Origin of the sequence: Maritimibacter alkaliphilus HTCC2654, from assembly GCF_000152805.1 — a bacterium.
GTDB lineage: Bacteria > Pseudomonadota > Alphaproteobacteria > Rhodobacterales > Rhodobacteraceae > Maritimibacter > Maritimibacter alkaliphilus.
This window is the reverse complement of record NZ_CH902578.1, coordinates 2643791-2656019: the sequence shown is the minus strand read 5'-3', so window position 1 is coordinate 2656019 and position 12229 is coordinate 2643791. Positions and strand designations below refer to the sequence as shown.

Annotated in this window: 11 protein-coding genes; 10 read left to right on the top strand and 1 reads right to left on the bottom strand. The window is 62.5% G+C overall.

Translation table 11 applies throughout. The annotated features are described in order from the left end of the window. Positions 1 to 209 precede the first annotated feature (209 nt). A complete protein-coding gene (locus RB2654_RS13965) occupies positions 210 to 1892 on the top strand; it encodes a bifunctional helix-turn-helix transcriptional regulator/alpha/beta hydrolase (protein ID WP_161600693.1) in 1683 nt (560 codons plus the stop codon). On the opposite strand, the gene RB2654_RS13960 is transcribed toward RB2654_RS13965, so the two are convergent. Further along, entirely contained in the window at positions 1868 to 2362 is a 495-nt protein-coding gene (locus tag RB2654_RS13960; protein ID WP_008332617.1) for an invasion associated locus B family protein, read from the bottom strand. The two genes, RB2654_RS13965 and RB2654_RS13960, sit on opposite strands and share 25 nt — an antisense overlap. A gap of 129 nt (positions 2363 to 2491) precedes the next feature. Here RB2654_RS13960 and RB2654_RS13955 point away from each other — a divergent pair, with 129 nt between their 5' ends. From RB2654_RS13955 to RB2654_RS13915, 9 genes are all read left to right on the top strand, one after another. Beyond that, entirely contained in the window at positions 2492 to 3430 is a 939-nt protein-coding gene (locus RB2654_RS13955; RefSeq protein ID WP_246146542.1) for a sugar-binding transcriptional regulator, read from the top strand. Between the two features lie 139 nt (positions 3431 to 3569). Then, complete coding sequence (locus tag RB2654_RS13950; protein WP_008332607.1) at positions 3570 to 4883, top strand: ABC transporter substrate-binding protein; 1314 nt, start codon at positions 3570 to 3572, stop codon at positions 4881 to 4883. Between the two features lie 114 nt (positions 4884 to 4997). After that, positions 4998 to 5870, top strand: a complete 873-nt coding sequence (locus RB2654_RS13945; RefSeq protein WP_008332601.1) for a carbohydrate ABC transporter permease — start codon at positions 4998 to 5000, stop codon at positions 5868 to 5870. 10 nt (positions 5871 to 5880) lie between these two features. Further along, positions 5881 to 6711, top strand: a complete 831-nt coding sequence (locus RB2654_RS13940; protein WP_008332599.1) for a carbohydrate ABC transporter permease — start codon at positions 5881 to 5883, stop codon at positions 6709 to 6711. 10 nt (positions 6712 to 6721) lie between these two features. After that, positions 6722 to 7726 (top strand): ABC transporter ATP-binding protein, encoded by a 1005-nt coding sequence (locus RB2654_RS13935; RefSeq protein WP_008332597.1) that lies wholly within the window; start codon positions 6722 to 6724, stop codon positions 7724 to 7726. Further along, entirely contained in the window at positions 7723 to 8496 is a 774-nt protein-coding gene (locus RB2654_RS13930; RefSeq protein ID WP_008332595.1) for an L-iditol 2-dehydrogenase, read from the top strand. The genes RB2654_RS13935 and RB2654_RS13930 overlap by 4 nt, the downstream gene beginning before the upstream one ends. A gap of 37 nt (positions 8497 to 8533) precedes the next feature. After that, entirely contained in the window at positions 8534 to 9970 is a 1437-nt protein-coding gene (locus RB2654_RS13925) for a mannitol dehydrogenase family protein (protein ID WP_008332593.1), read from the top strand. Between the two features lie 3 nt (positions 9971 to 9973). Then, positions 9974 to 10651, top strand: a complete 678-nt coding sequence (locus RB2654_RS13920; protein WP_040884891.1) for an HAD family hydrolase — start codon at positions 9974 to 9976, stop codon at positions 10649 to 10651. A 13-nt stretch (positions 10652 to 10664) separates the two neighbouring features. Then, positions 10665 to 12227, top strand: coding sequence for an FGGY-family carbohydrate kinase (locus RB2654_RS13915; RefSeq protein WP_008332588.1), 1563 nt, complete (start codon positions 10665 to 10667; stop codon positions 12225 to 12227). Positions 12228 to 12229 lie beyond the last annotated feature (2 nt).

Below are 12229 nucleotides of genomic sequence, written 5' to 3'. Positions count from 1 at the left end.
TTCAAAATGTAATTGCAATCTACCGGCTCAGGGTCGGGCGTTCACTAACCTTTGGTCAACGATAACCGTGCCCTACGGCGTCCAGAAGTGTGGGAATTGCCGTCTCAGTTCTCAAATTCGTTGGCGTATACCGCAATTGGTGTATGCTGTTCCGGTATTTTTTGGCGGTGAATATGAGTGACCCGGGCCCCTTTTCGACTCCGGACAGCTTGATCGAATCGATTTACCGGGCCGCGTTGGAGCCCGGATCTTATGACGCGTTCATGCTCGAATGGGATGGATACGTCTCGCAACGTCTGGCCGCGCTCGAGGCGTTGAAAGATTCCGATCCGACCTTTCAAGCACCTGAATTCGAAAAGCATTTCGAGATCGCTTCGCAGCTAATCGAACGCGCGCCGCAGACGGCCCCGGCGCCCGGTCAACTGGTGTCCCAGATCGGCGCACCGCAGTTCCTGATCGACGCGTCGGGTCAGGTGGTCTGGCGCAATGGCGCCTCGGCCGACGCGCTAGGATTGCAGCGCCGTGACGCCGTGGATCGGCTGCCTTTGCCCCCGCATCAGGCCGCTGCGCTCAAGGCGCTGGTCGCGGATCTGTCGAGCGACCTTTCCGAGATACGGGCCCCTTTGCTGTTGCAGCTACAGGCCCCGAATGGCGGAAAGCCGATCCACCTCAGGGCCGAGCGTTTCCGTTATGCGGGGAGCACGGATGTCATCCTCGTGGCCGGGCTGGAGCCGGTGTGGCCGCCGCTGGCCTCGCAAATGTTGACCGATAGCTACGGCCTGTCGGCTTCGGAATGCGAAGTGGCCGGGCTGGTGGCCGAGGGTCTGCCGCCCGCAACGATCGCGGAGCGGCGCGGCGCTTCGGTCGCCACTGTGCGCACGCAGGTCAAAAAGATCATGTCCAAGACCGGCACGAATGCGCAGGGCGAGCTGACCGCGCTTTTGAACAACATCCGGCGTTTGGCCGAGCGGCACGATCTGAAGCGCGAGGAAACGCTGGGGCCGGAAGGGCGCATCGCGACGGCGCGGATCGGAGATCGGCGCATGGACCTTGAGTTCCATGGGCCCGAGAGCGGAGATCCGGTCATTTTCCTGCACGGAATGCTGGACGGCACCGCCTTTACCCGCAGCGCGCAGGAGTTGCTTGCCGAATACAATCTTCGGTTCATCTGCCCCCACAGGCCCAGCTTCGGCCAATCCGACCCCGACCCCGGGCCTTTTTCCGAAGCGCCCCAACGCTTTGCGCGGGATCTGAAACAGGTCTGCGGGCAGCTTGGCGTGACACAGCCCGTGGTCGTCGGCCACATGGCCGGGTCGGTCTATGCCTTCGCGGCGTCGCAGGTGTGCGAGCCGCGGGGGATCGTCTGCGTGTCGGGTGGTGTGCCCATCACATCCCGCAAACAGATCAGCGCGATGACCCGGCGGCAACGGCTGGTCGCTTTTACTGCGCTTCATGCACCGAACATGCTGCCATATGTGCTGCGCGCCGGAATCCATCAACTCAAGAGTGGCGGAGACAAACGGTTCCTCACGTCGCTCTACGAAAACGCGCCGGTCGACTTCAAGGTCACGCAAGACCCTGAGATCAGACGCCTTATCCTCGACGGCTACCAGTTCACCGTTCGACAGGGGCATCGCGCCTTCGAGATCGACAGCCATCAGGTCGTGCGCGACTGGTCCCACCTGACAGCCGGTTCGGACGCGCCCGTTCACCTGATCCACGGCGCGCACGACAGCGTCGTGACCGTCGACTCGGTGCGCGAATTTTCACGATCCTTGGGCCGTCGCGCCGAGCTGACCGTGCTGGACGAGGCCGGACAGCTTTTGTTCTATCAATCGCCCCGTGTCGTGCTCGACGCCATCCGCGCTCAGTTCGCTTGTTCGCAGGCCTGAGCGGCGTCCCAGGCACGAGTCACGCCGAGCAACGACACCGGAACGATCAGGGGGCGCGCGCCCGGAAGCGGTTGAAAGCCAAAGAAAATCCTGTTTGCACGCTTCAGTTTGTCAAGTTCGGGCTCGCTGACGGGCCCAGAGGCGAGGCAAGTCCGGTCGCTACAGCTTTGCCATTCCAGACCCACGGCTTCATCCCCGCGGGGATAGGTATAGGTCAGCGGCTGGTTCAAGGCGGCACCCAAAGGCACGCGCACCGTCATGATGGACGGCGTGTCGTCGTTCGGACCGGGCAGGAGCGCGAGGGTCAAAAGGCCTGAGTCCGCTTCCCGTAGCCCAACGCTGATGACCGCGATACATCCCGCCGAATTCCGGGCGACGGACCAATCGCGAAAGGTTTCGTCCGCTTCCTGCGCGACGGCAATCGCCGGAAAAAACATGACCAGAATGAAAGACGAAAGGCGCTGGAACATGCCGCTCACAAAGGCGGGTCCGGGCCTGTCTGTCAATCGGATCGGACCTTGGACGGGTGGCACGCCTTGTCAAAGGCCGCGATTGCCGCGACCATTGCGGTAGCGTTACGGGACTAACCTATGAACTCGATGGACCGAAAACTGGACGACGCGGCACGCGCTGCTTGGTTGTCCTATATCGCCGGCAAGAAGCAGGACGAGATCGCGCAGATCATGGGAATTTCCCGTCAATCTGCCCAGCGTCTGCTGTCGCAAGCCCATGCCGCCGGGCTTATCAAGGTCCGCATCGACCACCCCATCGCGCGATGCATGGGTCTGGCGCAGGACTTGCAGGCGACCTTCGGTCTGGAGGCCTGCGAGGTGGTTCCATCGCTCACGACGCCCTCGGAAAGCGGTGTCGCCGTCGCCGTCGCCACGGGTGACATGATCGAAAGCTGGTTGATGCGCGACACGCCGATGGTGATCGGTCTCGGCACAGGCCGCACATTGCGCGGAGCGATCGAGCACCTGCCGCATATCGACTGCGCGCAACATCGGATCGTGTCGTTGACGGGCAACATCGCGCCGGATGGATCGACGGCGCATTACAACGTGCTATTCACCATCACCGACAAGGTCAGCGCCTCGACCTTTCCGATGCCGATGCCCGTCATCTCGGCCTCGACGGATGAGCGCGAGACGCTGTTGGGCCAGAAGACGGTGCAGACCGCACGGGATCTCGCGGCGCGGACCGATGTTCGCTTTGTCGGGGTGGGCCCGATGACCGACCCCTCCCCCTTGCTCATGGACGGCTTCATCTCGGCCGAAGATCAATCGCGTCTTGTCGAGAAGGGTGCCGTGGGCGAGGTGATCGGCTGGGTTTTCGACGAAAACGGCACGCTCATCGTTGACCGGATCAACGATCGCGTCAGTTCTGCGGTCATGGAGCCGTCGCCGCCCCGCCCGACCATCGCGAGTGCGCACGGGCCCGACAAACTCGCCGCGATTCGCGGTGCGCTCCGGGGCCGATTGGTGAACGGTCTGATTACGGACGAGGAAACTGCGATTGCGCTAACACAATCGCCGTAGACCTTTTTCAACTGCATTTACAGGGTGTTGACTGCTGTCTCTGCGGTGCAGAGCGGAATGTGCGTTGACGTGAGTCGCGCCTGAATGAATAATTGCCAACGAGCGTAGCAATTGCTCATTTCAATTTTGGGAGGATATCATGACGACCATGATCCGCGCGCTTTTGGGCGCGACCGCACTTACGGCTGCCGGTTTCGCCGCCAGCGCACAGGACACCACACTCACCATCGCGACCGTGAACAACGGCGACATGATCCGCATGCAGGGTCTGGCCGACGCGTTCACGGAAGAGACCGGCATCGCCCTGGAATGGGTCACGCTGGAAGAGAACGTGCTGCGTCAGCGCGTCACGCAGGACATCGCCACCAACGGCGGCCAGTTCGACGTCATGACCATCGGCACCTACGAAGTTCCGATCTGGGGGGCTCAGGATTGGCTCGTGTCGCTGAACGATCTTCCCGCCGAGTATGACGTCGATGATATTCTGCCCGCGATCCGCGGCGGCCTGACCGTCGATGGCGAGCTTTATGCCGCACCGTTCTACGGTGAATCCTCGATGGTGATGTACCGCACCGACCTGATGGAGGCCGCCGGGCTGGAAATGCCTGACGCGCCGACCTGGGACTTCATCAAGGAAGCCGCGGCGGCGATGACCGACAAGGACAACGAAGTCTACGGCATCTGCCTGCGCGGCAAGGCGGGCTGGGGCGAGAACATGGCGTTCCTCACCGCCATGTCCAACTCCTACGGCGCGCGCTGGTTCGACATGGACTGGAACCCCCAGTTCGATAGCGAAGCATGGGCGAACACGCTGAACGACTATCTTGACCTCATGAACAGCTACGGCCCGCCGGGCGCGTCCGGCAACGGGTTCAATGAAAACCTCGCGCTGTTCCAGCAGGGCAAGTGCGGCATGTGGATCGACGCCACCGTCGCCGCCTCGTTCGTGACCAACCCGAACGATTCCACCGTCGCCGACAAGGTCGGCTTCGCGCTGGCCCCCGACAACGGGCTGGGCAAGCGTGGCAACTGGCTATGGGCATGGTCGCTTGCCGTTCCCGCCGGGTCCGACAACCCGGATGCGGCCAAGCAGTTCATCGCTTGGGCGACGTCCAAGGACTACACCGCGCTGGTCGCCGAGAACGAAGGCTGGGCCAACGTCCCGCCGGGCACGCGCACCTCGCTTTACGAGAACCCCGAGTATCAGGAAGTTCCGTTCGCGCAAATGACGCTGGAATCGATCAACGCGGCGGACCCCACCGCACCTACCGTGGACGAAGTGCCCTACACCGGCGTTCAGTTCGTCGCGATCCCGGAGTTCCAGTCGATCGGCACCGCCGTCGGCCAGACCTTCTCGGCCGCACTGGCGGGCCAGATGTCGGCGGAAGACGCGCTGGCACAGGCTCAGGCGCTGACCGAGCGTGAGATGAAGCGCGCGGGCTACATCGAGTAATCCTCCCGACTGGGGTCGGCCTTCGGGCCGGCCCCGACGCATATGCGACAGTGTCGTGGCGATGGCCCATCGGGGTCATTCCTTCGGAACTGTTCCAATGGGCGAGGGCAGAACATGGCCACCAAAGCATCCAGAACCGCGGCCCGGGCGATGATTTCGCCATCCGTCATCCTGCTTTTGGGCTGGATGCTCATCCCGCTGGGCCTGACGATCTATTTCTCGCTTCTGCGCTACAATCTTCTGATGCCGGGGGCGCGGCCCTTCGTCGGGTGGGAGAACTATGAGTTCTTCATCACCAACCCCGCCTTTACCACCGCACTCATCAACACGCTGCTGTTGGTCGGGGGTGTCCTGCTCATCACCGTGATCGGGGGCGTGCTTCTCGCCCTACTGCTCAATCTCGAGATGTGGGGCCAGGGGATCGTCCGTATTCTGGTCATCGCGCCCTTCTTCGTTATGCCCACGGTGTCGGCACTGGTCTGGAAGAACATGTTCATGAACCCCGTTAACGGGTTGTTCGGATATCTGGCGAAAGGGCTAGGGTTAGAGCCTTTCGATTTTCTCAGCCAAGCCCCGCTCGCCTCGATCATCGGAATCGTGAGCTGGCAGTGGCTGCCTTTCGCGACACTGATCCTTCTGACCGCGATCCAGTCGCTCGACAGCGAGCAGCTGGAGGCCGCCGAGATGGACGGGGCCGGACCGTTCAGCCGGTTCTTCTACATCACCCTGCCCCACCTCGCCCGCGCGATCACCGTCGTCGTGCTGATCCAGACGATCTTCCTGCTGTCGATCTTCGCCGAGATCTTCGTCACGACGAACGGCGGGCCGGGCAACGCGTCGACCAACCTGACCTTCCTCATCTACAAGGAAAGCCTTTTGAGCTTCGACGTGGGTGCAGGCTCCGCCGGTGGCGTCATCGCCATCATCCTCGCCAACATCGTCGCGATCTTCCTCATGCGGATGATCGGCAAGAACCTCGACGCCTGAGGGGGGACACATGGCACGCGCAGTCACCACACAACGCAAGGCGATCAACACCCTGATCGCATGGATCGTCGGGCTTCTGATCTTCTTCCCGATCCTGTGGATCTTCATCCTGTCCTTCCATTCGGAAGGCGACGCGATCAAATCGCCGCTCGAGGTCATCACCTCGACATGGACGTTCGAGAGCTACGCCACCGTGCAGGAGCGGTCGAACTACTTCCGCCACTTCTGGAACTCGGTCGTGATCTCGGTCGGCTCCACCGTTCTGGGTCTCATAATCGCCGTGCCCAGCGCCTGGGCGATGGCCTTCGTGCCCGGCAAGCGGACCAAGGACGTGCTGATGTGGATGCTGTCCACCAAGATGCTGCCGCCGGTCGGCGTTCTGCTCCCGATCTACCTGATCTGTCAGAACCTCGGGCTGCTGGATACGCGCATCGCGCTGGTCTTCATCCTCATGATGATAAACCTGCCGATCATCATCTGGATGCTCTACACCTACTTCCGCGAAATTCCGGGCGAGATCCTGGAAGCCGCGCGGATGGACGGCGCTTCGCTGCGCGAAGAGGTGATCTATGTCCTCCTGCCGATGGCCGTTCCCGGCATCGCATCGACCCTGCTTCTGAACATCATCCTCGCCTGGAACGAAGCGTTCTGGACGCTCACGCTGACCGCCGCCAAGGCCGCCCCGCTGACCGCGTTCATCGCCAGCTATTCGTCCCCCGAGGGGCTGTTCTACGCGAAACTCTCGGCGGCCTCGATCATGGCCATCGCGCCGATCCTCATCATGGGCTGGTTCAGCCAGAAACAACTCGTCCGGGGTCTGACCTTCGGCGCGGTGAAATAAGGAAAAGACCATGGGACGCATTACGCTTGATAAAGTGACCAAGGCCTTCGGCGAGGTTGAGGTGATCCCGCCCTTGGACCTGACCATCGACGACGGTGAGTTCGTCGTGTTCGTCGGCCCGTCGGGCTGCGGGAAATCGACCCTACTCCGGCTCATTGCGGGGCTTGAGGATGTGTCGTCGGGCGAAATTCGCATCGACAAACAGCCCGCCACGCACCTTCCGCCCGCCAAGCGCGGCCTTGCGATGGTGTTCCAGTCCTACGCGCTTTACCCGCATATGTCGGTGCGCAAGAACATCGCCTTTCCGATGAAGATGGCAGGCATCCCCGAAGCCGAACAGAACCGCAAGATCGAGGATGCGGCGCGGGTTCTGAACCTGACCGACTACCTCGATCGGCGCCCCGGGCAACTGTCCGGCGGTCAGCGTCAGCGTGTCGCCATTGGCCGCGCCATCGTGCGCGAACCGGCGGCGTTCCTGTTCGACGAACCGCTGTCGAACCTCGACGCGGCGCTCCGCGTGGGGATGCGGCTGGAGATCTCCGAGCTTCACGAGCGGCTCAAGACCACCATGATCTACGTGACGCACGATCAGGTCGAAGCCATGACCATGGCCGACAAGATCGTCGTGCTCCAGAAAGGCGTGATCGAGCAGGTCGGAAGCCCGCTGGAACTGTACAACGCGCCGCGCAACATCTTCGTGGCGGGCTTCATCGGTTCGCCCAAGATGAACTTGATCGAAGGCGCCGAGGCCGCCAAGCACGACGCGCACACCATCGGTATCCGGCCGGAACATCTGGCGGCATCGAAAGACGCGGGCGAATGGAAGGGAACGGTGACGGTTTCCGAGCATCTGGGTTCCGACACCTATCTGCACGTCACTGAAACGGGCCTCGCCGACACCATGACCGTGCGCGTCGGCGGCGAGTTCGGGGTCAAGCATGGCGACACCGTATTCCTGACCCCCGACGCCACGAAGATCCACCGCTTCGACGCTCAGGGGCTGCGCATCGGATGAAACGCCTCGACGGCAAAACGGCGCTGATAACAGGATCGGCGCGCGGGATCGGCCTCGCCTTCGCCAATGCGTTCGTGCGCGAAGGCGCGCGGGTGGCGATTGCCGATATCGACATCATTCGCGCGCGTGCGGCGGCGACGGAGATCGGTGCAGCGGCCCACGCCGTCGAGTTGGACGTGACCGATCAAGCCTCGATCGACGCAGGCGTGGCAGAAACCATCGCGCAATTCGGGCAAATCGACATCCTCATCAACAACGCCGCGATCTTCACCGCTGCGCCCATCGTCGAGATCGACCGAGCGGATTTCGACCGTGTCATGTCGATCAATGTGGCCGGGACGCTCTTTACGCTTCAGGCCGTCGCGAAGCACATGATCGAACGCGGACGGGGTGGGAAAATCATCAACATGGCGTCGCAGGCCGGACGTCGCGGCGAACCGCTGGTCGGTGTCTACTGCGCGTCGAAGGCCGCGGTCATTTCACTGACCCAATCCGCAGGGCTGAACCTGATCGAGCACGGGATCAACGTGAACGCCATCGCGCCCGGCGTGGTCGACGGTGAGCACTGGGACGGCGTGGATGCCTTTTTCGCGAAACACGAAAACAAACCCCTCGGCCAGAAGAAGCGCGAGGTCGGTGAGGCGGTGCCATTCGGACGAATGGGCACAGCCGACGATCTGACCGGCATGGCGATCTTCCTCGCCACGGACGAGGCAAACTACATCGTCGCTCAGACCTACAACGTCGACGGCGGGAACTGGATGAGCTGAGCCTATGGCTGTAAAACTGTCTCTAACGAACCTTGATATGCTTCCTGTGTCCGTGGGTCGCCCGGCATATGCGCGCGAAAATCTTTCGGCGGGGATCCTGCATTTCGGCGTCGGAAATTTCCACCGCGCCCACCAGGCCGAATATCTCGATCGTCTTTTCGCGGCGGGTGAGAGCCACGATTGGGCCATTGTCGGGGCTGGTGTGTTCGAGGGCGAACGCAAGGGGAAGGATGTCCTGCAAAGGCAGGACTGGCTGACGACGCTTGTCGAGCAGGAAGCGGACCGATCCGAGGCTCGCGTCCTCGGTTCGATGATCGATTTTATTGAACCTGCCGATGCCGATGCGATTGTCGCTCGGATGGCGCAGCCGGATATCCGGATCGTGTCGCTCACGATCACCGAGGGCGGATATTTCCTTGATTCTTCGGACAAGTTCGACCCGTCGCATCCCGCGATACAGGCGGATGGGACCAACCCCGAAAGCCCCAAGAGCGTGTTCGGAATGATTCTGGCGGGTCTGCGCGCGAGGAGCCGTGCAGGACACCCGCCGTTCACCGTCATGTCCTGCGACAACATTCCCCACAACGGCACGGTGACGAAAAACGCGCTCGTGGGTCTCGCAAAGCTCTCCGATCCCGACTTCGCCGATTGGATTGCGTCGAACGTCGCCTTTCCGAACGGCATGGTCGACAGGATCACCCCGGCAACCACAGACCGCGAGCGCGAGATCCTTGAACGTGAGTTCGGTGTCGAGGACGGTTGGCCGGTCTTTTGCGAGGGGTTCACCCAGTGGGTGCTCGAAGACAACTTCTCGCTCGGTCGCCCTGCGTTTGAGAAGGTGGGGGTCCAGTTCGTCGACGATGTGTCGCCATTCGAGCTGATGAAGCTTCGCATTCTCAACGGCGGCCATGCGACGATTGCCTATCCCGGCGGCCTGATGGGCATTCACTATGTCCACGAAGCGATGGAGCACCCGCTGATCCGCGCGTTCCTGCGAAAGCTGGAAGAGACCGAGATCATCCCGATGGTGCCGCCGGTGCCGGAAACCGACACCAACGCCTATTTCGACCTGATCGAACAGCGGTTTTCGAACCCCAAGATCGGCGACACCATCCAGCGCCTGTGCCTTGACGGATCGAACCGGCAACCCAAGTTCATCGTCCCGGTCATCCGTGACGCCATCGCCAAGGGGGCTTCGATTTCCGGTCTGGCGCTGGAATCCGCCCTGTGGTGTCGGTATTGCGCGGCGATTGACGAGTCCGGTCGGGCGATTGCACCCAACGATCCGAACTGGGACACTCTGGTTCGCGTCGCTCAAGCCGCCAAGGACAATCCGCAAGCGTGGCTCGATCAGGAGGCGGTTTACGGCGCCGTCGGATCGGACCCACGGTTTTCTGCGGCCTTTGCGCAATGGCTCGACATGTTGTGGTCGCGCGGAACCGTCGCGACGCTTGAACACTATCTTGCAACTTGACCGATGGCTTTGAACGCAAAACCGCGACTTGTAATTTTCGATTGCGACGGCGTTCTTGTGGACAGTGAGCCGATCTCGCTCTCGGTCATGCTTGACGTCTTGCACGAGGCCGGGATCGACGTCACCGAAGCCGAAGGGTATCGGCATCTGCTGGGCCGGTCCATCGCGTCGAATGCGGACTGGATACGCGATGAGAAAGGGCTCGAACTCACGAGCGAACACAGGGAGGCGTTGCGTCGTCGGGTGTTCGAGCGGTTTCGGGCAGAATTAGAGCCTGTTATGGGCGCCCGTGCGGCGATTGAAGCATTGAACATCGAACGGTGCGTCGCATCTTCCAGTCAGCCGGATCGCATCAGGTTTTCGCTGACCCTGACCGGGCTGATCGACCTGTTCGACCCCCACCTGTTCAGCGCCGCGATGGTCGACAACGGCAAGCCGGCGCCGGACCTGTTCCTTCATGCCGCACGGGAAATGGGTGTGTTGCCGGGCGATTGCCTCGTGATCGAAGACAGCCCGGCAGGTATCGGTGCGGCCAAGGCGGCGGGCATGTCCGTCGTCGGCTTCGTCGGTGGCAGCCACGCCAAGCCGGCGGACTTGAAAACCGCCGTTGCATCGGCTGGCCCGGATGCGATCATCGAACATATGAGCGACTTGCCGTCGCTGATCGAAGTCACGGCCTGATCCGGGGGAGGACATGGCGAAATTCGTCTGTGCCGTCGATGTTGGCACCCGCTCGGCCCGAGCGGCGTTTTTCGACGCGCACGGCCATATGTCGGCGCGGGAAGTCGCGCCGATTCATGTGACCGTCGAACCCGACGGTCTTGGCGCATATCACTCGGCCCAGATCTGGTCCGCGGTCTGCCGCGCCGTCCGCCTCGCGCGGTCGGCCGCCGGAGTCGATGCGCGCGACGTCGGGGCTGTCGCGTTCGACGGCACCTGCTCGCTCGTAATCATGGACCGGGAAGGTGATGGTTTGCCGTTCGGCGATGACGGCACGGACACCTTCGCATGGTTCGATCGACGCGCCGTGTCGCAGGCCGAGGCCTGCACCCGTGTCGGTGGCCGAACCGTCGACCTTTTAGGCGGCGTGATGTCGCCCGAAATGCAACTGCCCAAGCTGATGTGGCTTCGCGAGACATGCCCGGATGTCTGGTCCCGTTTCTCCACGGCGCTCGATCTGCCGGACTGGCTCGCATTCCGCGCGACCGGCGCCGTTTCCCGTTCCGTCTCGGCGTTGGGGGCGAAATGGCCGTGGTCATCGCGGGAGGGATGGGATGACGTATTGTTGGACCGCCTCGGGCTTGACGATCTGCGCGCGACTTCCGGCTGGGCCACGCCCGTGCGGCCGGTCGGAAGCGTGGCGGGGAACCTGTCCCCTGAAGCGGCCAGTGACATGGGATTGTCCTCTGGCATCCCGGTCGCAGTGGGCATGATCGACGGCTACGCGGGGGCGATGGGCTGTCGGTCCATGGCGCTCGCGGCAGAGGTGCCGGACGCTCTGACATTGATCGCCGGAACCTCGGCAAGCGTCATTGCCCTTCGCCCGGACGCCGTGTCACTCGATGGCCTCTGGGGGCCGTTCCGGGATGTGCCCACGGCGGGCCTAATGAGCCACGAAGGCGGGATCACGAACGCGGGCGCTTTGCTCGACCACGTGCTGATCCATTGGCCGGAGATCGGCGGCTCGAAGATCGGGCACCCTGCCGTTATTGCTGAAATAGAGACACGTCTGGTCCGTCGGGGCCATGTTTTCGCGTCCGACCTGCATGTGCTACCGGACTTCGTCGGAAGTCGTGGGCCGGTGGGTGACCCCCGCTGGCGTGGCGTCGTTCACGGTCTTCGGCTTGATTCGTCCCTGTCCGCCCTTGCCGCGCTCTATTGGCGAACGGCCGTCGCCCTCGCCATTTCCATCGGTGATGTGATCGACCGCTTCGGCGCATCGGGGTTGGAGGCGCGCGCGATTGCGGCGACCGGGGGGCTCATGCAAAGCGATCTGATCGCGCAGTTGTTCGCGGATGTGACAGACAAGACACTGATCCTGCCCGTCGGGGTCGATGCGGTGCTTCTGGGCACGGCAATGGCCGGTGCTGTCGCGGCAAGCTGGGCTGATGACATGGATGACGCCAGTCACCGGATGGCTCCTGCGATCAGAACCCTAGAACCGAACCGCGCAATGGCGACCTATGTCGCGCGGGACCGCCGAGTCCATCACCTGATGCAGAAGCATCGCGCCGAAATCGCCGGGTTGCAGGAGTAGTC

Bases quoted from the DNA above. Each gene is read 5' to 3' on its own strand.
- RB2654_RS13935 (WP_008332597.1), top strand. From the start codon at position 6,722: ATGGGACGCATTACGCTTGATAAAGTGACCAAGGCCTTCGGCGAGGTT.
- RB2654_RS13930 (WP_008332595.1), top strand. From the start codon at position 7,723: ATGAAACGCCTCGACGGCAAAACGGCGCTGATAACAGGATCGGCGCGC.
- RB2654_RS13925 (WP_008332593.1), top strand. From the start codon at position 8,534: ATGCTTCCTGTGTCCGTGGGTCGCCCGGCATATGCGCGCGAAAATCTT.
- RB2654_RS13955 (WP_246146542.1), top strand. From the start codon at position 2,492: ATGGACCGAAAACTGGACGACGCGGCACGCGCTGCTTGGTTGTCCTAT.
- RB2654_RS13940 (WP_008332599.1), top strand. From the start codon at position 5,881: ATGGCACGCGCAGTCACCACACAACGCAAGGCGATCAACACCCTGATC.
- RB2654_RS13920 (WP_040884891.1), top strand. From the start codon at position 9,974: ATGGCTTTGAACGCAAAACCGCGACTTGTAATTTTCGATTGCGACGGC.
- RB2654_RS13915 (WP_008332588.1), top strand. From the start codon at position 10,665: ATGGCGAAATTCGTCTGTGCCGTCGATGTTGGCACCCGCTCGGCCCGA.
- RB2654_RS13945 (WP_008332601.1), top strand. From the start codon at position 4,998: ATGGCCACCAAAGCATCCAGAACCGCGGCCCGGGCGATGATTTCGCCA.
- RB2654_RS13950 (WP_008332607.1), top strand. From the start codon at position 3,570: ATGACGACCATGATCCGCGCGCTTTTGGGCGCGACCGCACTTACGGCT.
- RB2654_RS13960 (WP_008332617.1), bottom strand. From the start codon at position 2,362: ATGTTCCAGCGCCTTTCGTCTTTCATTCTGGTCATGTTTTTTCCGGCG.